Origin of the sequence: Massilia sp. DWR3-1-1 (genome assembly GCF_049898325.1) — a bacterium.
Classification (GTDB): Bacteria; Pseudomonadota; Gammaproteobacteria; order Burkholderiales; family Burkholderiaceae_D; genus JAFCUW01.
Genome location: NZ_JAFCXL010000003.1, coordinates 138124 through 161738 on the forward strand (window position 1 = coordinate 138124; position 23615 = coordinate 161738).

A 23615-nucleotide genomic window follows, 5' to 3' on the forward strand; every position below is an offset into this window, starting at 1 on the left:
GAACACTATGCGCCGTACGCCACTGCCTGCCCGATGCCTGCACCTTGCCCTTGCCCTGAGCCTTGTGCTGGCGGGCGCCGGCGTTGCCGCGCCGGCGGCGGCCGGCACCGGCTACTACCTGGTCACCACCTATCCCGACGAAGGCCAGCGCGCCGTCGATTTCAAGTACTGGGCCTCGAAGCTCGACGGCAGGGTGCTGCTGGCCTCGCCCGAAATCGGCCTGGCCTACAACGTCAGCGCGCGCTGGTACACGGAGCTGACGGCGGTCGGCTTTAAAGCGGGCGCCGCCACTCACCGGCTGGTGGCGGCCGAGTGGCAGAACGACTTCATGCTCACCCAGGGCGAGTATCCCTTCGACCTGGCCATCCACACCAATATCGAGCGCGCCACCGACGGCTCGGGCGAAGTGGGGGTCGAATACGGCGCGGTGCTGCAGACGGAAGTGGGGCGTACGCAGTTCAATGCCAATCTGTTCTTCCAGCGTGAACTGCACGGCAAGGTGCGCGAGCCGACCGAACTGGTCTACCAGTGGCAGATCAAGTACCGCTGGAGCGAGAAGCTGCAAGGGGGCGTGCAGGGCTTCGGCGAAGTGGGTCAGTGGAATGCGTGGCTGCCGCGCGCGCAGCAGTCGCACCGGGCCGGGCCGGTGCTGGCGGGCGCCTGGCGCCTGGGCGGCAAGCAGGAGCTGCGCTATGAAGCGGCGCTGCTGGCGGGTACCAACGCGGCCACGCGGGGCAAGACGTTTTCGACCAGGCTGCAGTTCGTCTTCTGAGCGGGGGCGGCGTCGCCGCCCCCGCTCATCTTAAAAGTCCACTTGCGCGGACAGGCGCAGCGTGCGCGGCGTACCCGTCAACAGGTAGCCGCCCAGCGCCGGCGTCACGTCGCGCCAGTAAAACTTGTCGAACAGGTTCACCACCTGCAGGCGCACGGTGGTGTGCTTGCCGGCCAGGCGCGTGCTCCAGGCGGCGCCGGCGTCGAACAGGTGGTATGCCGGCACGTTGACGGTATTGGCGGCGTCGAACGATTTGCTGCCTGAATAGCGCCACAGGGCGTTGAGCTTGAGCGCCGGCAGCTGCGGCAGCGTGTAATCGAGCCAGGCGCTCGACTTGAAGTCGGGCACGTCGGTGACGCGCTTGCCGTCGAAGTCGGCCACGCCGGTGCCGCTTTGGCGCGTCTGCAGGGCCAGCAGCGAGGCGCCGTAGCGCAGGTCGGCGCCGGCACGGCCTTCGATATTGGCTTCGATGCCGCGGTGGCGCTCGTCGCCGGCGCGCACATAAAGATTGTCGGCGTTGGTAAATTCGTGGCTGCGGCGGATATCGAACGCCGACACGGCCAGCGTGGTGCCATTGCCGATGGCGCCCTTGACGCCCGCTTCGAACTGCTTCGAGCGGCTCGGCGCCAGCGCCGTCCCTTCGCGCGCCGTTTTCAAGGGCGCCACGCCGCCGTGTTCGAGGCCGTGAGTTGCCGACACATACACGTTCCAGTCGGGCGTGAGGCTGTATTGCAGGGCCACGGTCGGCAGCACGTAATGGTCCTCGCTGTGGGCATACGGCAGTCTTTTTGCGACGAATTCGTCGCGTTTCAGTTCGACGTAGCGCAGCCCCGTGTAGAGCTTGAGCTGGCCGGTCAGGGCGGCGATGTCCTGCACGTAGACGGCGCGCTCGTTTTCGCGCCGGCGCAGGTAGGCCGCGCCGGTGACGGGCTTGCCGGGGGCCGGCGCCGTCACCAGCGGGTGGTAGATATTGCTGTAGCCGGCGTAGTCGTAGACGTAGTCGCCGGCCTTGTCCTGGCGGGTAAAAATCGACATGCCGGCGGTCAGCTGGTGGCTCACCGCGCCGGTGGCGAACTTTGCGTGCAGCTGCGCTTCGGCGCCCAGCGGCGTCTTGGTCTCGCCCGCGCTCTGGTAGTCGTACACATCGTAGTCGCCGTTCGAGCAAAAGCCCGGATAAAAGCCGGCGCCTTCGTTGGAACAGCCATACGGGAAAGCGGTGTAGTCGTCGCGCTTGAACCAGTGCTTGTTGATGGCCACTTCGGCGTCGAGCGTCTCGTTGAAGCGGTAGCTAAAGCGCGCGCCCACGTTGGTCGAGCGGGTGTCGACGGGGCGCGCCCACGGCTGGTCGTTGAGCAGCAGGGTTTGCGAGATGTTCGACGGCAGGGCCACGCCGGCAATGAGCTGGTAGCCGGGCGCGGTCAGCTGCGACTTGTGCTGGTAGTCGGCATCGACCTGCAGCAGGGCGTCGGGGCTGATCTGCCAGTCGAAGGCGGCGGCGACGAACTGGCGCTCGCCGTCGGCACCCTTGACGTAGGAGCGCAGCTTTTCGGCGGCGGCGTTGATGCGGTAGCCGAAACGGCGGTCCTCGAAGCGCCCGCCGACGTCGACCGCGCCGTACACGGTGCCGCGCTCGCGCACTTCCACGGTGGCCGTGCGCAGGTCGGTGTTGGTGGGGCGCTTGGTGACGAAGTTGATGATGCCGCCGGGCGCGGCCACCCCCGCCTGCAGTCCGGCCAGGCCCTTGAGCACTTCGATGCGCTCCTTGTTCTCGAGCGGGATCTGGGTGTCGCCGGGGATGGCCAGGCCGTCCTTGCGGTAGCTCGACGTGTTATCGAGATTAAAGCCGCGGATGGAGAAATTCTCGGCGTAGCCGATGGCGTTGTAGGCGTCGCTGACGCTGGCGTCGAAAATCATCGCCTCGGTGGCGTTGCGGATGCTGAAGTCCTGCAGCTTCTGCTGGTCGACGACGGTGATCGACACCGGGGTTTGCAGGACCGACGCTTCGCCGAAGCCGCCGATGCTGGCGCGGTCGGCCGGGTTGGCTTTTTCGCCCTTGATGATGACTTCGGCGATGCCCGAGGGCTGGGGCTGGGTCTGCGCGCCGGCGGCGCAGGCCTGCATGACGGCGAAGGCGACGACGGTGTATTTCAGGTGTTTCGATGACATGGTGTTTGCTCGTTGTTCTGCGCCGGCGAACCAGCGCGATCATAAAACCGGAGCCAAACGGGAGGAGCGAACAAAGGAGGGACCTGCTTTGCGCTTTCCTTCGCTGGCATTATCCAGATCAGGTACGGAGGGTATTTCTCACCCGGAAACAAGTTCCAGGACCCCTAGCGAAGGCGGATCATAGCATGAACAACAAGCGTGTCAAATTGACCGGGGTCAGGTTTTTCGATCCCCGGCGTGGCGCGGTCCTTACTTTTCGGCGGCCGTTTTCAGCTGGGCCAGGCCCTTGTCGAAGTCCTTGCCGATCAGCGTGTCCATGCTGACGAACACCGTCATCAGCTTCGACACGAACAGCATCGGCCCCGTCATGGTCCAGCTGACGGTGGTGCCGGCGCCGGCCGGGACGAGCAGGAATTCGGTCACGTTGCTCGAGGCGAAAGGCTCGATGAAATCGAGCTTGACGACGGTGCGCGCGGGCGTCGCCGCCTCGAGGATTTCCATGCGCCCGCGGCCGACCTCCTTGTTGCCGCGCCATTCGTAGACGGCGCCCTTGCCGCTGGGCGCGCCGCTGAAACTGCGCTGCATGGCGGGGTCGAGATGTTCCCACGGCGACCACGCGCGCCACCGGTGAAAGTCGGTGATCAGGGCGGCGATTTTTTCGGGCGGCGCGTTCACCGTCGTCGAGCGGACAATGGTGAAACTGTCCGGTTTCATGGCCGCCATCAGCAGGATGACGATGACGATGGCAAGCACGCCGAGTGCGAATTTTTTCAACATGGTGGTCTCCGATTGGTCGCTGTCCGCCTCTGTGATGGTGAGCGGTAGCGCGAGATTAGCACGTGGCGCCCCTGATTCGGCAATTGCACGATAATCAAGTTCATCAGCCATTTCCCCGGGAGCGTGCATGCCTTATCAACTGTATTACTGGCCCACTATCCAGGGCCGCGGCGAATTCGTGCGGCTGGCGCTGGAAGAGGTCCAGGCGCCCTACACCGATGTCGCGCGCGGCAAGAACGGCATCGCCCGCCCGATGGAAAAAATGGCGGCAGGGGCGACGCCCCCGTTTGCACCGCCTTTCCTGGTCGCGGGCGAGCAGACGCTGGGACAGGTCGCCAACATCCTGCAGTTCCTGGGCGCCGCCCACAACCTGGCGCCGCGTGCGCGCGCGGGCCGCCTGTGGGTCAACCAGTTACAGCTGACCATCGCCGACCTGGTCGCCGAAGTGCACGACACCCACCACCCGATCGCCGTGTCGCTCACCTACGAACAGCAAAGCGGCGCGGCGAAAAAGCGCGCCGCCGCCTTCGTCGACGAGCGCCTGCCCAAGTTTCTCGATTATTTCGAGCTCGTGCTGAGCAAGGCGGGCAAGGGCGGGTTTCTGCTGGGCGCCAGGCTCAGCTACGCCGACCTGTCGCTGTTCCAGCTGATCGAGGGCCTGCGCTATGCCTTCCCGGCCGCGATGGCGCGCCTGCAGGCGGCGTATCCCCGCCTGGCGAACTTGCGCGAGCAGGTGGCGGCGCGGCCAAACATCGCCGCCTACCTGCGCTCGGCGCGGCGCCTCGCCTTCAGCGAGGAAGGCATCTTCCGGCACTACGCGGCGCTCGATCGCTGAAGCCTCAGCGCGGCGCCGTATCGAATTTCCTGGCCAGCCACTGCATGCGGGGCCGCACCCGCAAAAAGCCCCGGTAGGCCAGTTCCAGCACGGGGCGCATGCCCGGCAGCATGCCGAATTTGCCCAGCCAGCGCCAGCCGGGAAACAACAGCCACAGGGCGATGAAGGCGGCCGCGCCGCTGAGCATGACGCCCTGGGCCGTGCGCACGTGAAAGCGCGCCATCAGGTCGCCGCAACGGGCCCCGCCAACGTCAGCGCCATCGGCGGCGCTGACGTCGACCCAGTCGATGGGGGCGGCGGGAACGGCGCGCCGGTAGACGCTGATTTCACGCCGGCACAAGGGGCAGGAGCCATCGAAGTAGACGGTGGTGCTGGTGCTGGTGCTGGTGTTGGCGGGCGGGAGCATGAAGTGCCTTGTTCGAGCAAACGTGAAATGTGAAATGCGAAATGACCCGCTGGCGGCAAAAAATCCGCCAGCTATCGCTCAATGAACCGCTATTGACGCAGTACTGGGGCGCCAATGACGGTTCATTATAGCTAAGATCTTGCTTTCGGCTTGACGCCGGCGATGGGCGCCGTTTGCGCCTGCCCGCAAGGAAAACATCATGCAACAACCATTGGGCTGGAACCGTTTCGCCGTTCACCCGGCAGCGCTGGCGGGGCGGGCATGAGCACCGTGGCCGCACTGAAAGCGCCGCCGCTGGTGGCGGCGCTGGCCTATGGCGGCCTGCTGCCCTTCATTGGCCTGATGGCGGCCAGCCTGCTCGACACGGCGCGCAGCGGGGTGTGGCAGCAGGGTGCGCTCAATTACGGCGCGGTGATCCTCAGTTTCGTCGGCGCCCTGCACTGGGGCTTTGCGATGGGCACGCTGCGCATGGGCGAGCGGGCGCGCAATGTCTGCTTCGCCTGGAGCGTGGTGCCGGCGCTGCTGGCCTGGCTGGCGCTGCTGCTCGATCCGATTGCCGGCAGCGCCCTGATGGCCGCCGGCTTCGCCGCCCACTACCTGCAGGACCGGCGCCTGGCGCGCCACGCCGCCTTGCCTGCATGGTATCTGCCCATGCGCCTGCGCTTGTCGCTGGTGGCCTCGCTCAGCCTGATCGCCACCAGTTTCGCCAGTCGCGCCTGAGGCCGGCAGCCGGCAGTGGCGGTCTCAGCCTGCCTGCGCCTGGCGGCTGTTGAAATGCACGAGGCTGTCACTCACTTCGCCCGCCACCGCCGCGTAGAGACGGTGCAGGTGCGCCATGTCGGGCGCGCGGGGGCGCCAGTCGGCCACGCCCGCCTGCCGCTCGAAGTCGGTCAGCACGGCCGATAACTGGTCCGCGCCGATCAGCACCGTGGCGCCGTGCAGGGCGTGGGCGGCAACGGCGATCGCGCGCGCCTCGCCGCGGGCGATGGCCGCTTCGAGCTTGGCCAGCATGGCCGGCGCGATCGTCAGATACATGGTTGAGAGCTTGCGAAACGCGCCGATGTCGCCATCGAGCACGAGCAGCAGTTTTTCCGGGTCGATGTGACAGTAGGGGCTCATCGGGTCCTTGCGCGGCGCGCCTTGTGCGCGCAGCAGGCGCGCAGGTAACCGCACAGCTCGTCGTAATTGATCGGCTTGCGAAAGAACACCACGCCGTCGGGCACGCCGCCACGCCGCGCCACGTCCTCATGCGTCAGGCTCGACAGGATGGCGATGTCGATCTCGTGTAGCGTCGGGTCGGCCAGGATGGTCTGGACCACTTCGTAGCCGTCGATGCCGTCCATGACGATGTCGGCCAGCAGCACGTCGGGCGGCGTGCGCACGATCGCGATCAAGGCCTGGTAGCCGTTGTCGAAGAAGTTCAGGGTAATCGGTAATTTCCACGAGGTGATTTTCTGCTCGTAAATCTCGCGTTGCATGGGATTGTCTTCGATCACCAGCACCGCCAGCGGCCCCGGCGCGGCCGTCTCGCCCGCACCCGCACCCGCACCCGTCCCCTGGGTCGCCTTGTACGCCATCACCGCCGACAAGGCGATGCGGCGGTGCCCGCCCCGTGTCTTCCAGGCGGCCAACGCCCCCGCCTCCACCAGTTGCTGGACGGAGGTGATCGACAGGCCCAGGATCTGCGCCGCCTTCTGCGTGGTACACACCGCGTCGTCGGCCATGCCTGTCAGTGGTCCCGGTTTTACTTCCATGGTCTTGCTCCCGTTTTCTTGCCAATGCCTGCCGTTCACCCGGTCACCGGCCCCGTGATGATGCGGCAGATTGCCGCGTCTCAGTATGGCACGTTTGAATAATACCGATTTTAGCAACAGATTTCACAAAATTCACAAATATATGTTGTATTTGAGAAATACGAGGTACTATCGAGCACGTCGATGTTGCACGTCCGGCCCCTATGGCGGACACGTCGAGCGATTGACCTTGCCAATTCCGGCGGCGGTATCGACCCACCCGAAAGGAGCGCACCATGGCGCTAGTAAAGAAATTTTCCTCCGCTGCTCCGTTGCGTTTGAATGACGGCGCCCGGCTCAACCCCGCCAGCACCCGCGACGCCGAGGTCCAGCGCAAGAAGGCACGCACGCTGGCCAAGCAGCAGCAGGCGGCCGAGCGGGTTGCCGCCGCCACGGGCGAGCTCTCGTCCGGGATCAACGAGGCCTCGTCGGCGGCGCAGCTGCTGCGCCGCGCATCCGACCAGATCGCCAGCGGCGCCGAGCAGGCCGCCGGCGCCGCGCAGGAGGCGCTGGCCGCCCTGCAGCAGGTGGAAACGGCGATCGCCCGCCAGCTGCAAAACGCCGACATCAGCCAGCTCAAGGCCGAGGCGGTGCAAACCCTGGTGGCGCAGATCAATGGCGAAGTGACGAGCCTGATCGCCAACGTGGGCGTGGCCGCCGAGCGCCAGGGTGCCTCGGTGACCATGGTGGCCGAGCTGGAAAAGCAGGCCGCCAATATCGGCGACATCGTCAAGGCGGTGGCGCGCATCGCCGACCAGACCAACCTGCTCGCGCTCAACGCGGCCATCGAGGCAGCGCGCGCCGGCCAGCACGGCAAAGGCTTCGCCGTCGTCGCCGACGAGGTGCGCACGCTGGCCGAAACGTCGGAAAAAAGCGCCAAGCAGATCCAGGACCTGGTGGGCCAGATCCAGCAGGAGGTCAAGCTGATCGCCGAGGGCATGGGGGTGTCGGTCGAGCGGGTGCTGGCCGAAGTCGACAACGGCAAGCGCATCACGGGCGAGCTCGAACAGATTCGCATCGACGCCATCGAGATCGTCAGCGGCGTGCGCGACATCGCCACCGGCGCGCTGCAGTCGAACAACGCGGCCAGGCAGTCGCTCAAGGGTTCGCAGGAGATCGCCGCCGCCGCCGAGGAGCAATCGGCGGCCGCCGAGGAGTCGGCCAAGACGGTGCAGCAGCAGACCGATGCGCTGGGCGAATGCGAGCAGTCGGCGCAGACCCTGGCCGAACTGGCCGAGGACCTGAAAAACTCCACCGATGTGGCCAAGAGCGCCGAGGAAGTCGCTTCGGCGGCCGAGCAGCTGTCGTCGGCGGTGCAGCAGATTAACCGCTCGGGCGCGCAGATCACCGCCGCGCTCGACCAGATCCAGAAAGGCGCCCAGGTGCAGTCGGCCGGCACCGAGCAAGTCGCCGGCGCCGTCGCCCAGATCGACCGTGGCGTCGAGATCGCCCAGCAGCGGGGGCGCACCAGCGGCGTCAAGGTGGCGGCCATCAAGGCGCTGCTTGGCACCAACAAGAACAGCATCGACGGCCTGATCGACGGCATCTCGTCCTCGGTGCAGGCGTCGCGGGGCAGTCTCAAGCAGATCAAGGAACTCGAACTGGTGTCGCGCCGCATCGACAAGATCGTCGACGCCATCACCACCGTGTCGATCCAGACCAATATGCTGGCCGTGAACGGCTCGATCGAAGCGGCGCGCGCGGGCGAATTCGGCAAGGGCTTCGTCGTCGTCGCCACCGACATCCGCAACCTGGCCCACGACTCGGCGGAAAACGCTGACCGCATCAAGGACCTGGTGCGCGCCGTGCAGGACCAGATCGGCATCGTCGGGCGCGACCTGGAAGAAATCATGGCCACCGCCTCGAACGCGGCCGACAAGGCCAAGACCATCACCAGCAGTCTGGTGACGATCGAGTCCGACATCGCCGCCGTCGACCAGGGCACCAGCGAGATCATCGCCGCCGCCAACGAGATCGCGGTGGCCATCACCCAGGTCAAGACGGGCGTCGACCAGATCTCGGCGGCCGCCCAGCAGGCCGACAAGGCCGCCAGCGAAGCGGCCACCGTGGCCGCCCAGCAGTCGCAGGCGGCCGAACAGCTGTCGGCGGCGGTCGAGGAAATCGCCTCGCTGGCCGACGAACTGCAGAGCGCCTGATGGACAGCCTGCCCGACAGCGGCGTGGTTGCCGGGGCCGGCGCCAGCGTGCGCCAGTTCGTCACCTTCATCGTCGGCGACGAAGTGTTTGCCGTCGACATGGCGCCTGTACAGGAAATCATCCGCGTGCCCGAGGTCGTCAAGGTGCCGCTGGCGCCGGCGCTGCTCGATGGCCTGGCCAACCTGCGCGGGCGCGTGCTGCCCATCGTCAGCCTGCGCCGCCTGTTCGGCTTCGCCGAGCGTGTCAACGACGACGCCACCCGCGCCGTGGTGATCGACCTGGGCCAGCCGCTCGGCTTCGTCGTCGACCGCGTGGTCAGCGTGGTGGGCGTGGACGCCGCCCAGATCGAGGACACCGGCGCCATCCGCGCCGCCGTCGACACGGAACTGGTATCGGGCCTGCTCAAGAACGTCAGCGGCCACCCGATGGTGATGGTGCTCGATGTCGAGCGCATCATCGCGGCGCAGTTTGCCGGCAGCGCCAGCGCAGCCCGCGGTGTCGTCAGCAGCAGCATCAGCGAACCGGCTGCCAGCGCCGTGCTCGAGCACGGCAGCGACGAGCTGCACCTGGTTAATTTTGAGGTGGCGGGGCAGGAATATGCCATCGCCATCGACGACGTGCAGGAGATCGTCCAGGTGCCGGCGCAGATGGTCAAGGTGCCCAACGCGGGCGCCCACGTGCTGGGGGTGATCGTGTTGCGTCAGCGCCTGCTGCCGCTCATTTCACTGCGCTGCATGTTCGGCCTGCCCGAGCGCGCCCTCGACGAGCATAGTCGCATCGTCGTCGTCACCTTCGGCGGCGCCGCCGTCGGCGTCGTCATGGACCGCGTCAACGCCGTGCTGCGGGTGGCGCGCGCGGCCGTCGACGCCATGCCGGCCCTGCTGGCCGGCGACGACGCCATGTCCGACATCACGCAGATTTGCCGGCTCGAGGGCGGCAAGCGGCTGGTGGCGATCCTGTCGGTCGACAATCTGTTTCGCCACCAGGCGGTGCGATCGGCGCTGGCTGGCGCCGACGCCATGGCGGCGGCCGACACGCTGGCAGCTGCCGCCGACAGCGGCGGCAGCGACGACGAGGAGCAGGTGGTGGTATTCCTGCTGGGCGAGGAGGAATTCGCCGCGCCCATCGACAGCGTGCAGGAAATCGTGCGCGTGGCCGACACCTTGACGCGCGTGCCGAAGGCGCCTCCCGAGGTGGAAGGGGTGATCAACCTGCGCGGCGCGGTGCTGCCGGTGATGGACTTGCGGCGCCGGCTGGGCCTGGCCGCGATCGCGCGCAGCGACCGCCAGCGCATCATGGTGTTCCTCGTCGATGGCGCCCGCACGGGCTTTATCGTCGACTCCGTGGTCGAGGTGCTGATGCTGCCCAAGGGCGCCATCGTGGCCGCGCCGCGGCTGGCGGCAACCGCGCCGGCCCTGCTGGCGCGCATGGCCAACCTGGAACAGGCGGGCCGCCTGCTGCAGCTGATCGATCCGGACCACCTGGTCGACGCGGGCGGACGCGCCGCGCTGGCGAGCATGGCGGCCTAGGGAGCACGCATGATCAGGTTGCTCATCGTTGACGACTCGGCGCTGATGCGGCGCCAGCTGGCCGCGCTGTTCGACGGCGAGCCCGATTTCGAGGTGCGGCTGGCCCGCAATGGGGTCGAGGCGGTGCTCGAAAACCGCCGCTTCGAGCCGGACGTGATCACTCTCGACATCAATATGCCGGAGCTGGACGGGCTGACGGCGCTGGCGATGATCATGGCCGAGCGCGAGGTGGCGGTGGTGATGGTCTCGTCGCTGACGGAGAAGGGCGCGCTGATCACCTTCGAGGCGCTCAACCTGGGTGCGGTCGATTTCATCGCCAAGCCGGGCGGCACCATCTCGCTGTCGATCGACCTGGTGCGCGCGGCCATCATCGAAAAAGTGCGCACGGCGGCGCAGGCGCGGCCGCGCCGGACCGCGCGCCGCCCCGTCCCGCTGGCGCTGCCGGAGGCGGCGTGGGCGCCAGCGCCGGCGCCAGCGTCCGCGCCGGCGCCGGCGCGCGAAGGGGTGGTGGTGGTGGGGGTCTCGACGGGTGGCCCGAATACGCTCGAACAGATCCTGCCGCTGCTGCCCTTGACGCTGCCATGGCCGGTGCTGGTGGCCCAGCACATGCCGGCCAGTTTTACCGCCTCGTTCGCCAACCGCCTGGACGGCCTGTGCTCCCTCAAGGTGGTCGAGGTCAATCGCCCGATGCCGCTCGAAGCGGGCACGATCTATATCGGCAAGGGCGGCGCCGACATGGTGGTGGTGCGCCGCTCCGGTCGCCTGACCGTGATCGCCAAGCCGGAAAACGACGCCTTCCTGTGGCATCCCTCGGCCGAGCTGTTGGGGCGCAGCGCGCTCGAGCAGCTCGAAGCCGCCAATGTGGTCGGCGTCATGCTCACCGGCATGGGCTCGGACGGCGCCAACGCCTTTGCCGATATCCGCCGCCGGGGCGGGCGCACGATCGCCGAGTCGAAAGAGTCGGCGGTGGTGTTCGGCATGCCGGCCGAATTGATCAAGCGTGACGGCGCCACCGTCATCTTGCCCGCAGAAAAAATCGCCGCCCAGGTCAATGCCTGGCTCGGCTGCTAAGCGAAGGAAACGCCATGGCTTTTGTTTCATCGACCCCCGCCGGCGCCGCTGCCGACGACACCAGCACCAGCACCAGCGCCAGCTTCGCCGACCTGGTCGCGCAACTGGACGCCGCCGACGCCACCGTGCGGCGCTGGGCCGCGCGCGACTTGCAGGGCCGCGACGGCGCCTCGGCCGTGCTGGCCGCGCGCCTGGCCGGCGAGAGCGACGCCGCCGTGCGCGACGTGATTCTCACCAGCCTGACCCGGCGCGGCGACGCCGACGCCGTCGCCGCGCTGGTGGCGGCCCTGCGCAGCGAAGACGCGGCCCGCCGCAACGAGGCGATCGAGGCGATGAAGGCGCTGCCCGACGAGGTGGCGCCGGTGATGGGCGCGCTGCTGGCCGACCCGGACTCGGACGTGCGCATCATGGCCGTCAATGTGCTCGAGTCGCTGCGCCACCCGCAGGTGGAGGACTGGCTGATCGGCGTGATCGAGCACGACGACGTCGTCAATGTGTGCGGCGCCGCCGTCGACCTGCTGGGCGAAGTGGGCACGGCGGCCGCCCGCACACCGCTGGCGCGCCTGCTGGCGCGCTTCGCCGATGAACCCTACATCGTGTTCGCCGCCCAACTGGCGCAACAGCGTATCGGCCAGGACTAGCCATGGCAAAAGTGACCATCAGCGAAGACGATTTCCAGAAATTTCAGGAATACTTTTATCGCAAGACCGGCATCCAGTTCGACACCGCCAAGCGCTATTTTGTCGACAAGCGCCTGGTCGAGCGCATCGAAGCGAATGACTGCGACGACTTCCGCAGTTATTTCACCATGCTGCGTTTCCAGGCATCGGGCGCCGAACTGCAGGCGCTAGTGAACCTGATGACCATCAACGAGACGTATTTCTTTCGCGAGGAATACCAGTTCGATTGCCTGGTCAATTCCATCCTGCCCGAACTGGTGGCGCGCAAGAAAGACCGCGCCCCCATCCGCATCTGGGTGCTGCCCTCGTCCTCGGGCGAGGAAGCCTATTCGATCGCCATGTGCCTGCTCGAACGCTGGCCCGGCATCGTCCAGTGGGACGTCGAAATCATCTCGTCGGACATCGACACGCGCATCCTGGCCCAGGCCCGCGCCGGCTGCTACAGCGAGCGCTCCATCAAGCACGTGCCGCGCGCCTACCTGCAGCGCCACTTCAGGACCACCGCCGACGGCTACCAGCTCAGCGACGACTTGCGCTGCGCCGTCGAATTTACCCGCGTGAACCTGATGGATGCGGCCGACGTGCGGCCCTACCGCAATTTCGACGTGGTGTTCTGCCGCAACCTGCTCATTTATTTCGACGACCTCTCGCGCAAGCAGGCCGCCGAAACGTTTTACGACGCGCTGGTGCCGGGCGGTTTTATCTGCCTGGGCCATTCGGAGTCGATGAGCCGCATTTCCTCGCTCTACAAGATACGCAAGTTTCCTGAAGCGATTGTTTATCAGAAACCCCGGGAGACCCCATGAAGCACATCCTGATCGTCGACGACGCCGCCACCGTGCGGATGTACCACCGCGCCATCCTCGAGGGCGCCGGCTACCGGGTCGACGAGGCGATCAACGGCTTCGAAGCGCTGGAAAAGGCGCTGTGCCAGGCCTATGACCTGTACCTGGTCGACGTCAACATGCCCAAGATGGATGGCTACACCCTGGTACGGGCGCTGCGCGCCGAAGGAGAGATCGCGCAGGCGCCGGCGGTGATGGTGTCGACCGAGGCGCAGGCTGCCGACCGCGACAAGGCCTACCAGGCCGGCGCCAACCTGTACCTGATCAAGCCGACCCGGCCCGAAGTGCTGCTGGCCCATGTCGCCTGCCTGCTGGGGGACGACTTGTGACAGCGCTGCTGCAGCAGTTTCTCAGCGAGGCGCGCGATGGCTTGCAGGGCATCGGCGAGCGCCTGATCGAGCTCGAAGCGGCGCCCGCCGACAGCGCCCTGATGAACGAGCTGTTCCGCCTGGTCCACACCCTCAAGGGCAACGCCGGCCTGTTCGAGCTGCCGGAAGTGTCGCGCGTGCTGCACGCGGCCGAGGACCTGATGGTGGCGGTGCGCGATGGCGCGCGCGGCTTCGACGTGGCGCTGGCCGACCGCCTGCTGGCGGCGATGGATTTTGTCAGCCTGCTGCTCGACGAACTCGAGGCCGATGGCGGCAGCGGCGGCGCCGTCCACGCGGCCACCTCGGCGGCGCTGGCGCAATCGCTGCGCGCGCTGATCGGCGCGCCCGCCGCCGATGCCGATGCCGATGCCATCGCCGCCGCCGACGCCCCTGCCGTGGCCGGGCCGGCGCTGGCGGCGCAGGCGGCGGCGGCCTTGCTGGCGGTGCCGCCAGCGCTGCTGCAGGCCTGGCGCGCGCGCAGCGCGGACGCGGCGCCCTTGTCGTGGGTCTGCTACGCGCCCGAACCGGAATGCTTTTTCAAGGGCGAGGATCCGCTCTACCACGTGCTGCAAAGCCCCGAGGTGCTGTGGCAGCGGGTGCAGGCGGGCCAGCCCTGGCCGCCGCTCGGGCAGCTCGACGCCTACCGCTGCGTGTTGCGCTTTGAATTTGTCAGCGCCGCCCCGCGCGCGGCGCTCGACGCGCATTTTCGCTACGTGCCCGAGCAGATCGGCGTGCTGGCGCTGACGCCGGCCATGCTGGCGCCAGCGCACCAGTCAGCCGCGCCGGCGGCACCGGCCGCGCCGGCGCCGTCGCCGAAGGCCGCCATCGCCGCCGCCATCTGCGCCGCCCAGCTGGGCGTGCTGGCCGCGCCCGACAGCGGCGCCGGGCTGGCCGGGCGCCTGCGCGCCACGGCCACCACGCTGGCCGGCTGCCTGCGCAGCATGGACCGGCGCGCGCGCCTGCCGGCACTGGCGGCGGCACTGGCGGCGGCGCTGGCGGCCGACAGCGCCGCGCCCCTGCACGACTGGCTGCTCACGGAGCTGGCGCCGGCGGACCCGGCGGAGCCGGTCGAGGTGAGCGCCGCCGCGTCCGAGGCCGAACCGGGCCCCGCGCAAAACCGCCGCCACGACGACACGGGCGCCGGCGCCGTCACGACGCTCAAGGTCGACCAGGAAAAGATCGACCGCCTGATGAACCTGATCGGCGAAATGGTGGTGGCCAAGAACAGCTTGCCCTACCTGGCCGCCCGCGCCGAGAGCGTGTTCGGCGTGCGCGAACTGGCGCGCGAGATCAAGTCGCAGTACGCCGTCATCAACCGCATCGCCGAGGAGATGCAGGACGCCATCATGCAAGTGCGCATGATGCCCGTGTCCTTCGTCTTCCAGCGCTTTCCCCGCCTGGTGCGCGACCTGTCGCGCAAGCTGGGCAAGGAGGTCCGGCTGGTGCTCGAGGGCGAGCACACCGAGGCCGATAAAAACATCATCGAGGCGCTGGCCGACCCGCTGATCCACATCGTGCGCAACAGCCTCGATCACGGTCTCGAGTCGCCCGCCGAGCGGCAGGCGGCCGGCAAGAGCGGCAGCGGCCTGCTGCTCATCCGCGCCGCCCAGGAAGGCGGGCGCGTGCTGATCGACATCAGCGACGATGGCCGCGGCATCGATCCCGAACGCATCAGGCGGCGCGCCCTCGAACGGGGCCTGATCGACGATGGCCAGTACGCGCGCCTGTCCGACCGCGAGGCCGTCAACCTGGTGTTCGCCGCCGGTTTTTCGACCGCCGAGGTGGTCTCGGACCTGTCCGGGCGCGGGGTCGGCATGGACGTGGTGCGCAGCGCCGTCGAACAGGTGCACGGCACCGTCGAGCTCGACAGCACGGTGGGGCAGGGCACCCGCCTGCGCCTGTCGCTGCCACTGTCGATGGCGCTGTCGCACGTGATGATCATCGAGGCGGGCGGCCAGATTTTTGGCGTGCCGATGGACATCGTCGTCGAGACGGTGCGGCTGCCGCGCACGGCCATCCACACCCTCAAGCACAGCCGCACGGCGGTGCTGCGCGAGCGCGTCGTGCCACTGCGCTCGCTCGACGAATTGCTGGTGCTCGGCTCGCCCCCGCGCGCCAACGCCTACGACGAACTGGCCACCCTGGTGATCCGCGTCAATGGCGAACCGGTGGGCGTGCTGATCGACGATTTCCGCGACGTCGCCGGCATCATCCTCAAGCCCATGGGCGGCATCCTGGGCGGCCTGCCCGGTTACAGCGGCTCGGCCCTGCTGGGCGACGGCGCCGTGCTGATGGTGTTGAATCTGAAGGAACTGCTCTGATGCCGATTATTTATACCGACGAGCTGGCCCGTTTTGACGGCATCGCCAGCGTCGAAGAGGCCGAACTGCTGCTGGAATGGGTGCAGACGCACCCGCACGGCGCCGCCGACCTGGCCGCCTGCACGCACCTGCACGCGGCCGACCTGCAAGTGCTGATGGCGGGCGCCGTGCGCATCGCCGCCTGGCCCACCGACGACACCCTGCGCAGCTGGCTTGGCTGCGCTCTCACCCCCACTTGAAACAAGGACCCGCAATGGCCAAGACCATCATGATCGTCGACGACTCCGTCACCATGTTAATGAGCTTACGAAACAGCCTGGAAATCGCCGGCTTCCTGGTGCTGGCAGCGGCCGATGGCGCGCTGGCGCTGACCCAGCTGAAAGGGGGCCAGCGGCCCGACCTGATCATCACCGACATCAATATGCCGAACATGGGCGGCATCGAATTGATCGGCAAGGTGCGCGCGCTGCCCGGCTTTCGCTTCATTCCCATCCTGGCGCTGACCACCGAGAGCGGCCAGGTGCGGCGCGATGAGGCCAAGGCGATGGGCGCGAGCGGCTGGCTGGTCAAGCCGGTCGCCAGCGCCGACCTGGTGCGCATCATCAAGCAGGTACTGCCGGGAGCATGAAAGTGGCCGCGTTCCCGTTCGCCCGCGCGCGCTGGGCCGGCCTGGCCGGCGTGGCGGTGGCGCCGCTGGCGCTGGCGCTGTGCGCACTGTTGCCGCGTGCCTGGTTCGCTGGCGCCGACCGCCTGCTGGGGCGCCCCGGCGGCGCCTTGCTGCTGCTGGCGCTGCTGTTGCTGATCGGGCAGGCGCTGCGGCGCGCGCGCGTGCCGGTGCCGGTGTCGACCACGACGGTGGCAGCGGCGGTGGCGCCGGCGCCCGTGGCCGCCATCCTGGAGAGGGAAATCGCGCTCGACCAGGCCATCGGCGTGCGCCTCGACGCCATCGTCGCCGACAGCGAGAGCGCGGCGCTGGCCATCATCGGCAATGTGCGCCAGTTGTACGATTCGGCCAGCGTGCTGGTCCATTACCTGGACAGCTCGGGCATGCAGGCGGAGGAACTGGGCAAGGAAATCAAGGACAGCGTGCGCTACCTGGTGGAAATCGGCGGCTTCATCGGCGCCATGCCGCCCAAGCTCGAGCGCGACCTGCGCAATGTCGGCAGCGTGGTCGAGGAAATTGCCGCCATGAGCGCGCTGGTCGAGGGCGTCCATGACCTCGGCCTGCAGTCGCACATCCTGTCGATCAATGCGGCCATCGAGGCCGGTCGGGCCGGCCCGGCCGGCGCCACCTTTGCCGTGCTGGCCACCCAGATGCGCCTGCTGGCGGCCGATTCGCAAGGGGTGGCCAGCCGCATCCAGGCGGGCCTGGCGCGCACCCGCGCCGTCATCGAGGGCGGCATGGCCACCGGGCTGGCCGAGTCGTCGGCGCAACTGGGCCAGGTAGCACACGCGGTCGCCTCGATCGACCGGCTCAAGGACAATTTCGAGGACATGAGCCAGTACTATAAAACCCGCTTCGCCGTCGTCAGCAAGCACAATGAAGACCTGGCCGGCGACATCTCGGCCGCGCTGGGCCAGATCCAGCACCAGGACGTGCTGCGCCAGACCATCGAGCGGATCGGGCACGCGCTGGACCAGCGCCACGCCGCGCTCAACGACACCATCGGCGGCGCCGCGGCCGCCGCGCTGCCGGCGCGGCTCGAGACGCTCACCGCCGATTACCTGCGCGAGGAACAGCGCCACCTGGCGCCAGCTGCCGCCGGCGCCGACGCGCCCCCGGCGTTCGAGCTGTTTTGAGCACCCTCTGCCGGCCGCCTGCGCTGCGTGCGCTTGCCAGGCTGCCCCACCGCGCCCGTATCCTTTCCTGCCAGGAGCCGCCCATGTCCCGCCAACTTCCCGTCGTCGCGCCGGCCAGCGTGCCGATCAACTGCGCCGCCGACATCGTGCAGGCGCGCCGCTGCGTGCGCCAGCTGGGCGCCGCGCTGGGCTTTGGCTACGCCGACCAGACCCGTCTTGCCACCGCCGTCGCCGAACTGGCCCGCAATGTCGTCGACCACGCCGGGGCCGGCGTGTGCCGGATCGACGATGTCTCCGACGCTGCCTGGCGCTGCGTGCGCATCGTCGTCGAGGACCACGGCCCCGGCATTGCCAGCATCGAGCGCGCCACCCAGGACGGCGTCAGCGGCGGCGGCGGCCTGGGCGCGGGGCTGCCGGGCGTGCGTCGCTTGACCGACAGCTTCATGATCGAGTCGCGGCCCGGCCTGACGCGGGTGACCATCAGCCTGTCCGCACGCAAGGAGCTGCCATGAGGCCGCACGCCTCGGCCACCCAGGCCGCGCGCTATTTCGACTTGCTCAGCGACGCCCTGTTCGGCGCGGACCCGGAACTGGCACTGGCCGGCGCGGCCGCGCTGGGGCGCGAATTTTTTGCGCAGGGACTGCTGCCCGAGGACTATGTCGAGGTGCACCACGGCGCCGTGCGCCGCCTGGCCCTCGAGCGCCCGGCGTTGCGCCTGGAGGCGGTGGCCGACGGCCTGATGGCGCCCCTGATGGAGCAGTCGATGGCCTACAGCCTGGCGTTTCGGCGCAAGCGCGAACAGACCGCGGCGTTCAAGGTGCGCGCCGCCCAGGCCGGCCGGCTCGAGGCGATCGGCACCATGGCCGCCGGCATCGCCCACGATTTCAATACCATCCTCGGCGTCATCAATGGCTACGCCGAATTGCTGCTCGATGAGATCGGCGAGGACCCCGTCAGCCGCGACTACGCCGAGGAGGTGCTGGCGGCGAGCATGCGCGCGCGCGACCTGATCGTGCGCATGCTCGCGTTTGCGCGCCAGACGCCGATCGCGCCGCGGGCGATCGACGCCGCCGAATTCGTCAAGGACGCCATCAAGATGATCCGGGTCAGCCTGGGCAGCGGCATCGTGCTGGCCTTCCATTCCGACTTCGAGCGCGTCGACACGCTGGCCGACCCCCTGCAGATCGAGCAGATCGTCATCAACCTGTGCATGAACGGCGCCGATGCGATGGACGGCCAGGGCAAGCTGGCCGTCGATATCGTCGCGGCGGCGCCCGTCGTCGGCGCGGGCGGCGCCGTGCTGCGGCGCTTTTGCATCGTCGTCACCGACCATGGCAGTGGCATGACGGCCGAAGTCCAGCGGCGCGCGCTGGACCCGTTTTTCACCACCAAGGCGCCGGGCAAGGGCAGCGGCCTGGGCCTGTCGGTGGTGTACGGCATCGTCGCCGACCTGGGCGGCGACATCCAGATTCAAAGTGAACCGGGCGTGGGCACCAGCTTTCACATTTTCCTGCCCCTGCAAACCCCCGCTCCGGCAGAACTCCACACAGAAAGATAGAACACCATGGCGCATATCCTGGTCGTCGAAGACGACACGCAATTTTTGCAGATGCTCGTCAAGATGCTGCAGGCGGACGGCCACCGGGTGGCCACCGCCGCCGACGGCGCGCTGGCGCTGGAGCAAGTCGAGCAATTGCAGCCGGAGTTGATCATCACCGACATCCTGATGCCCAACCTGGACGGGGTGGAAACCATCCTCGCCCTGTCGCAGCGGGGCCATGCCACGCCCGTGATCGCCATGTCGGGCGGGCGCCGCTCGATTTCGGCCGAATTCAACCTGGCCTCGGCCAGCCTGATGGGGGTCGAAGCGGTGCTCGCCAAACCGTTCACGCGCCAGGCCCTGCGCGAGGCGATCGGGCAGGCGCTGGCCTGAGCTGGCCCGGCCAGCGTTCACGCGGCCCGTTGGCGCACCGCCGGCGCCGCCCGCAGATCGCGCCGGTCCAGCTGGCCGGCCCGGCAGGTCAGGCCGAACGCCGCCGCCACCACCAGCGCGCCGATCCACGGCGTTGCCATCAGGCCCAGGTGGGCGACGATCAGGCCGCCGGCCCAGGCGCCCAGCGCGATGCCCACATTGAACGCGGCGATATTGAGGCCCGCGGCGACATCGATCGCCTGCGGCGCATCGAGCGTGGCGCGCTGGACGACATACACCTGCAGGCCCGGCACATTGCCGAACGCCACCGCCCCCCACACCAGCACGGTGGCCAGCACCAGCAGCGGGTGGGCCGCGCTCCAGGTCAGCACCAGCAGCACCAGCGCGAGCAGGGAGAACATCGTTTGCAGGGCGCGCACGGGACCGTGGCGGTCGGCCAGCTTGCCGCCCCAGATATTGCCGAACGCGACCGAGACGCCATACACGAGCATCACCAGGCCCACGCTCGAGGCCGAGTAGCCGGAGACCTGCTGCAGGATCGGCGCCAGATAGGTAAAAGCGATGAAACTGCCGCCGTAGCCCAGCGTGGTCATGCCGTACACCAGCAGCAGGCGCGGTTGTTTGAGCACCGCCAGCTGGGTGGCCAGCGAGGACGGCGCGCCGTTGGCGATGTTGCCTGGCACCAGCAGTGCGCTGCCCAGCACCGCGATCACGCCCAGCAGCGACACCGCCAGGAAGGTCGCCTGCCAGCCGAAGTGCTGGCCGATCCAGGTGCCCAGCGGCACGCCCGTCACCAGCGCCACCGTCAGGCCGGAAAACATCAGGGCGATGGCGCTGGCGGCCTTGTCCTTGGGCACCAGGCCGGTGGCGATGGTCGAGCCGATCGAAAAGAACACGCCGTGGGCCAGGCCGGTGAGCACGCGCGCGCCCATCAGGGTGGCGTAGCCGGGGGCCTGCCAGGCCAGCAGGTTGCCAATGGTGAAAATCACCATCAGGGCCAGCAACAACTGCTTGCGCGGGAGGCGACCGGTGAGGGCCGTCAGCACGGGCGCGCCGATGGCGACGCCCACCGCGTACAGGCTGACCAACAGACCGGCCGAGGGCAGCGACACGGCCAGGTCGGCGGCAATGGTGGGCAGCAGGCCGACGATGACGAATTCGGTGGTGCCGATGGCGAAGGCGGACAGGGTCAGCGCCCAGAGTGCGAGGGGCATGGCAAGCTTTCAAAAGTGGACAGGCAGGCAGTGTGGCGCACGGCAGGCGGCGGAAACAGCCGCTGCCGTACAATTGACTTTTGACTGGGAGTCATCAATGCTCGACTTGCCCGCCCTGATTGCATTCGACGCCGTCATCGCCGCCGGTTCGTTTTCCGCCGCCGCCGCGCGCCTGGGGCAGACCCCGTCCGGGGTCAGTCGCACCATCTCGCGCTTCGAGGCGCGCCTGGGCATGACGCTGATCGTGCGCACCACGCGCCGGCTCGACCTGACGGAAGAGGGCGCCTGGCTGCTGGAACGGGCGCGCAAGGTACTGGCCGAGCTGGCCGAGACGGAAGCGCAATTGCCCAGCCGGCGCGCGCAGCCGGCCGGGCTGGTGCGTGTCAATGCCGCCACCCCGGCCCTCGACTTTCTGATCGCGCCGCTGGCGGCCCAGTTCATGGATGCCTATCCGCTGGTGCGGCTCGAGCTCACCAGCGGCGAGACGGTGATCGACCTGATCGAGGAGCGCGCCGATCTGGCCATTCGCATCGGCAATCTGGCCGATTCGTCGCTGAACGCGCGCAAGCTGGGCACGAGCGCGCTGCGCCTGCTGGCCGCGCCCGCCTACCTGGCGCGCCACGGCGTCCCGCGCAGCGTCGACGCGCTCGTCAAGGAGCACCGCCTGCTGGGCTTTAGCGCGCCCGCCTCGCTCAATATCTGGCCACTGGCCGGCTCCGGTACCGGCGCTGGCGCCGCCGGCCTGGCCATCGAGCCGGTGCTGCGCGCCTCGAACGGCGGCAGCCTGCGCCAGCTGGCCCTGCACGGCGCCGGCATCGTCTGCCTGTCGCATTTCATGACCCGGCACGACCTTGCCAGCGGCGCCCTGGTGCCCGTGCTCGACGAACTGCGCCTGCCATGGACGCAGCCGATCTGGGCGGTGTTCTACAAGCAGGGCGCGCTGGCGCCGCGGGTGGCGGCGCTGGTCGATTTCCTGGCGCGCCGGCTGGCCGAGAGCGGTCTTGATTCCTGAACGGCAACGCTGCAGTGCTACCATCGCGGGGTAGCAGTGATCACCTTGTCTTTTCTTTTTCACCTTATTGTTTACCCACAAAGCCCCCCATGAGCATGCGTCGCGACTTCCTCATCAAAGCCCCCCTCGGCCTGCTGGCCGCCACCACGCTGGCCCGCGCCGGCGGACAGGCGGCGCCGCCGGCGCCGGCCGGCGCGCCGCCCACCTTCGGCGCCAGCGCCGCCAGTGGCCCGGAAGTGACGGCGGCCACCTTCGCCGAGGCGGAAAAGCTGATGCAGGTGGCCCTGAGCCCGGCCCAGCGGGCGCAGGCGGCGGGCAACTGGCGCGTGTCGATGGCGGCCCTGCAGGAACGCCGCACGGGCCCGCGCAAACTGGCCATCGCCGATGACGTGGCGCCGGCCACGCTCTGGCGGCCGCTGGCCCCGGCCGTCGGCGCCGCGCACCGTGCGCCGCCGGGGCGCGCGCGCTTCGTCGGCAGCACGGCGGCGCCGGCCCTGCCGGCGGCCGACGACGACATCGCCTTCGCCCCCGTCACCCACCTGTCGCGCTGGATTGCCACGCGCGCGCTCAGCGCCGAGCGGCTCACCGGCATTTACCTGGCGAGAATCGCCCGGCTCGACGGCACGCTGCGCAGCGTAATCACCGTCACCGCCGCGCACGCCATCGAACGGGCCCGGCTGGCCGACCGTGAAATCGCCGCCGGCAAGTACCGCGGGCCCCTGCACGGCATCCCGTATGGCGTCAAGGATCTGCTCGACACCGCCGGCATTGCCACCACCTGGGGCGCCGAACCGATGCGCAACAATGTGCCCGCCCGCGACAGCGCCGTGGTGGCGCGGCTCAACGCCGCCGGCGCCGTCATGGTCGCCAAGCTGAGCCTGGGCGCGCTGGCCCTGAACGACATCTGGTTCGGCGGCCAGACCATGAATCCGTGGTTGCCGCAAGAGGGCGCCTCGGGCTCGAGCGCCGGCCCCGGCGCCGCCACCGCCGCCGGCCTGGTGGGGTTTTCGATCGGCAGCGAAACGGGCGGCAGCATCGTCAGTCCCGCCATGCGCTGCGGCGTGACGGGCTTGCGTCCCACCTTCGGCCGGGTGGCGCGCAGCGGCGCCATGACCTTGTGCTGGTCGCTCGACAAGCTCGGCCCCATGACGCGCGGGGTCGAGGACGCCATGCTGGTGCTGGCGGCCATCCACGGCGCCGATCCCGGCGACCTGGCCAGCGTCGACGCGCCGCTCGCCTTCAATGCGAACGCCCCCGTGCGCGGCCTGACCATCGGCTACTTCCCCGACTGGATGAACGAGGCGCCCGCCATCGACGTCGACCGCGCCGCGCTGGCCATGGCGGTGGCGGCGGGCATGAAGGCGGTGCCGGTCAGCTTGCCCGACTGGCCGTACCAGAGCCTGAACACGGTGCTGTTCGCCGAAGCGGCGGCCGCCTTCGAGGGCTGGGCGCTGGACGGCCGCTTCGACCAGTTGACGGCGCAGGTGGCCGACGCCTGGCCCAACCTGCTGCGCCAGGCGCGCTTCCTGTCGGCGGTCGATTTTGTGCAGGCCGATCGCCTGCGCCGCCTGGTGGCGCTGGAAATGGCGCGCATTTTCAGCCAGGTCGACGTGCTGCTGGTGCCGTCGCTGCGCGACGAAATGCTGACCATCTCGAATTTTACGGGCCATCCGAGCCTGACCCTGCGTACCGGCACGGTGGGCGTGCGCCAGGCGCGCAGCGACTGGGCGAGCGACCCGGCCCGGCCCATGCCCACCTTCGCCAGCGAGCGCCAGGTGCCGCACGGCGTGACCCTGATCGGCCGCCTGTTCGACGAGGGCACCGTCGCCAGCGTCGGCCTGGCGCTCGAGCGCGCCGCTGGCGTGGTGCGCCTGCGGCCGCCGGGGTTTTAATGCTGGCGGCATGTAAATACTAACCGGGAGTATTTAAATGTCATG

The 23615-nt window shown here is 68.6% G+C and carries 24 protein-coding genes and 1 riboswitch; of the genes, 18 read left to right on the top strand and 6 right to left on the bottom strand.

What is annotated here, in order from left to right; translation table 11 throughout:
- Nucleotides 1-7: 7 nt before the first annotated feature.
- On the top strand, nucleotides 8-772 hold the full coding sequence (locus tag ACP7EY_RS04735; protein ID WP_426190993.1) for a hypothetical protein: 765 nt from the start codon (nucleotides 8-10) through the stop codon (nucleotides 770-772).
- Nucleotides 773-802: 30 nt separating this feature from the next.
- Here ACP7EY_RS04735 and ACP7EY_RS04740 read toward each other — a convergent pair whose 3' ends face one another.
- Both ACP7EY_RS04740 and ACP7EY_RS04745 read right to left on the bottom strand, forming a co-directional pair.
- Nucleotides 803-2938, bottom strand: a complete 2136-nt coding sequence (locus ACP7EY_RS04740; RefSeq protein WP_426190995.1) for a TonB-dependent siderophore receptor — start codon at nucleotides 2936-2938, stop codon at nucleotides 803-805.
- A gap of 78 nt (nucleotides 2939-3016) precedes the next feature.
- Nucleotides 3017-3114, bottom strand: a riboswitch (TPP riboswitch).
- A gap of 73 nt (nucleotides 3115-3187) precedes the next feature.
- A complete protein-coding gene (locus tag ACP7EY_RS04745; protein ID WP_426190997.1) occupies nucleotides 3188-3715 on the bottom strand; it encodes an SRPBCC family protein in 528 nt (175 codons plus the stop codon).
- Nucleotides 3716-3842: 127 nt separating this feature from the next.
- Here ACP7EY_RS04745 and ACP7EY_RS04750 point away from each other — a divergent pair, with 127 nt between their 5' ends.
- The gene (locus ACP7EY_RS04750) at nucleotides 3843-4550 is read left to right on the top strand and encodes a glutathione S-transferase (RefSeq protein WP_426190999.1); all 708 of its coding nucleotides are present in this window, start codon (nucleotides 3843-3845) and stop codon (nucleotides 4548-4550) included.
- 4 nt (nucleotides 4551-4554) lie between these two features.
- Here ACP7EY_RS04750 and ACP7EY_RS04755 read toward each other — a convergent pair whose 3' ends face one another.
- The gene (locus ACP7EY_RS04755) at nucleotides 4555-4956 is read right to left on the bottom strand and encodes a thiol-disulfide oxidoreductase DCC family protein (RefSeq protein WP_426191001.1); all 402 of its coding nucleotides are present in this window, start codon (nucleotides 4954-4956) and stop codon (nucleotides 4555-4557) included.
- A 261-nt stretch (nucleotides 4957-5217) separates the two neighbouring features.
- On the opposite strand from ACP7EY_RS04755, the gene ACP7EY_RS04760 reads away from it, so the two are divergent.
- Nucleotides 5218-5676 carry a DUF3429 domain-containing protein gene (locus ACP7EY_RS04760; protein ID WP_426191003.1) on the top strand — a complete coding sequence of 153 codons (459 nt, stop codon included), beginning with the start codon at nucleotides 5218-5220 and terminating at the stop codon, nucleotides 5674-5676.
- 24 nt (nucleotides 5677-5700) lie between these two features.
- Here ACP7EY_RS04760 and ACP7EY_RS04765 read toward each other — a convergent pair whose 3' ends face one another.
- Both ACP7EY_RS04765 and ACP7EY_RS04770 read right to left on the bottom strand, forming a co-directional pair.
- The gene (locus ACP7EY_RS04765; RefSeq protein WP_426191005.1) at nucleotides 5701-6075 is read right to left on the bottom strand and encodes an Hpt domain-containing protein; all 375 of its coding nucleotides are present in this window, start codon (nucleotides 6073-6075) and stop codon (nucleotides 5701-5703) included.
- Nucleotides 6072-6710, bottom strand: coding sequence for a response regulator (locus ACP7EY_RS04770; RefSeq protein WP_426191007.1), 639 nt, complete (start codon nucleotides 6708-6710; stop codon nucleotides 6072-6074). Before ACP7EY_RS04770 ends, ACP7EY_RS04765 begins: the two co-directional genes overlap by 4 nt.
- Before the next feature lie 275 nt (nucleotides 6711-6985).
- Here ACP7EY_RS04770 and ACP7EY_RS04775 point away from each other — a divergent pair, with 275 nt between their 5' ends.
- The 13 genes from ACP7EY_RS04775 (at nucleotide 6986) to ACP7EY_RS04835 (ending at nucleotide 19452) form a co-directional block, all read left to right on the top strand.
- Complete coding sequence (locus ACP7EY_RS04775; protein WP_426191009.1) at nucleotides 6986-8905, top strand: methyl-accepting chemotaxis protein; 1920 nt, start codon at nucleotides 6986-6988, stop codon at nucleotides 8903-8905.
- A complete protein-coding gene (locus ACP7EY_RS04780; protein WP_426191011.1) occupies nucleotides 8905-10434 on the top strand; it encodes a chemotaxis protein CheW in 1530 nt (509 codons plus the stop codon). Before ACP7EY_RS04775 ends, ACP7EY_RS04780 begins: the two co-directional genes overlap by 1 nt.
- Nucleotides 10435-10443: 9 nt before the next feature.
- Nucleotides 10444-11505, top strand: a complete 1062-nt coding sequence (gene cheB, locus ACP7EY_RS04785) for a chemotaxis-specific protein-glutamate methyltransferase CheB (RefSeq protein WP_426191013.1) — start codon at nucleotides 10444-10446, stop codon at nucleotides 11503-11505.
- Between the two features lie 14 nt (nucleotides 11506-11519).
- A complete protein-coding gene (locus ACP7EY_RS04790; RefSeq protein WP_426191015.1) occupies nucleotides 11520-12146 on the top strand; it encodes a HEAT repeat domain-containing protein in 627 nt (208 codons plus the stop codon).
- A gap of 2 nt (nucleotides 12147-12148) precedes the next feature.
- Nucleotides 12149-12991: a CheR family methyltransferase gene (locus ACP7EY_RS04795; RefSeq protein WP_426191017.1), complete on the top strand. Its 843-nt coding sequence runs from the start codon at nucleotides 12149-12151 to the stop codon at nucleotides 12989-12991.
- Nucleotides 12988-13359, top strand: coding sequence for a response regulator (locus tag ACP7EY_RS04800; protein WP_426191019.1), 372 nt, complete (start codon nucleotides 12988-12990; stop codon nucleotides 13357-13359). The genes ACP7EY_RS04795 and ACP7EY_RS04800 overlap by 4 nt, the downstream gene beginning before the upstream one ends.
- Complete coding sequence (locus ACP7EY_RS04805; RefSeq protein ID WP_426191021.1) at nucleotides 13356-15719, top strand: ATP-binding protein; 2364 nt, start codon at nucleotides 13356-13358, stop codon at nucleotides 15717-15719. The genes ACP7EY_RS04800 and ACP7EY_RS04805 overlap by 4 nt, the downstream gene beginning before the upstream one ends.
- A complete protein-coding gene (locus tag ACP7EY_RS04810) occupies nucleotides 15719-15958 on the top strand; it encodes a hypothetical protein (protein ID WP_426191023.1) in 240 nt (79 codons plus the stop codon). The genes ACP7EY_RS04805 and ACP7EY_RS04810 overlap by 1 nt, the downstream gene beginning before the upstream one ends.
- Before the next feature lie 14 nt (nucleotides 15959-15972).
- On the top strand, nucleotides 15973-16347 hold the full coding sequence (locus ACP7EY_RS04815) for a response regulator (protein WP_426191025.1): 375 nt from the start codon (nucleotides 15973-15975) through the stop codon (nucleotides 16345-16347).
- Nucleotides 16344-17519 carry a methyl-accepting chemotaxis protein gene (locus ACP7EY_RS04820; protein ID WP_426191027.1) on the top strand — a complete coding sequence of 392 codons (1176 nt, stop codon included), beginning with the start codon at nucleotides 16344-16346 and terminating at the stop codon, nucleotides 17517-17519. The genes ACP7EY_RS04815 and ACP7EY_RS04820 overlap by 4 nt, the downstream gene beginning before the upstream one ends.
- An 83-nt stretch (nucleotides 17520-17602) precedes the next feature.
- On the top strand, nucleotides 17603-18031 hold the full coding sequence (locus ACP7EY_RS04825) for an ATP-binding protein (RefSeq protein ID WP_426191029.1): 429 nt from the start codon (nucleotides 17603-17605) through the stop codon (nucleotides 18029-18031).
- The gene (locus tag ACP7EY_RS04830; RefSeq protein WP_426191030.1) at nucleotides 18028-19077 is read left to right on the top strand and encodes a sensor histidine kinase; all 1050 of its coding nucleotides are present in this window, start codon (nucleotides 18028-18030) and stop codon (nucleotides 19075-19077) included. Before ACP7EY_RS04825 ends, ACP7EY_RS04830 begins: the two co-directional genes overlap by 4 nt.
- A gap of 6 nt (nucleotides 19078-19083) precedes the next feature.
- Complete coding sequence (locus ACP7EY_RS04835) at nucleotides 19084-19452, top strand: response regulator (protein ID WP_426191032.1); 369 nt, start codon at nucleotides 19084-19086, stop codon at nucleotides 19450-19452.
- A 17-nt stretch (nucleotides 19453-19469) separates the two neighbouring features.
- Here ACP7EY_RS04835 and ACP7EY_RS04840 read toward each other — a convergent pair whose 3' ends face one another.
- A complete protein-coding gene (locus ACP7EY_RS04840) occupies nucleotides 19470-20666 on the bottom strand; it encodes an MFS transporter (protein WP_426191034.1) in 1197 nt (398 codons plus the stop codon).
- 97 nt (nucleotides 20667-20763) lie between these two features.
- On the opposite strand from ACP7EY_RS04840, the gene ACP7EY_RS04845 reads away from it, so the two are divergent.
- Entirely contained in the window at nucleotides 20764-21678 is a 915-nt protein-coding gene (locus ACP7EY_RS04845; RefSeq protein WP_426191036.1) for a LysR substrate-binding domain-containing protein, read from the top strand.
- Between the two features lie 89 nt (nucleotides 21679-21767).
- On the top strand, nucleotides 21768-23570 hold the full coding sequence (locus tag ACP7EY_RS04850; protein WP_426191038.1) for an amidase: 1803 nt from the start codon (nucleotides 21768-21770) through the stop codon (nucleotides 23568-23570).
- The last annotated feature ends 45 nt before the right edge of the window (nucleotides 23571-23615 follow it).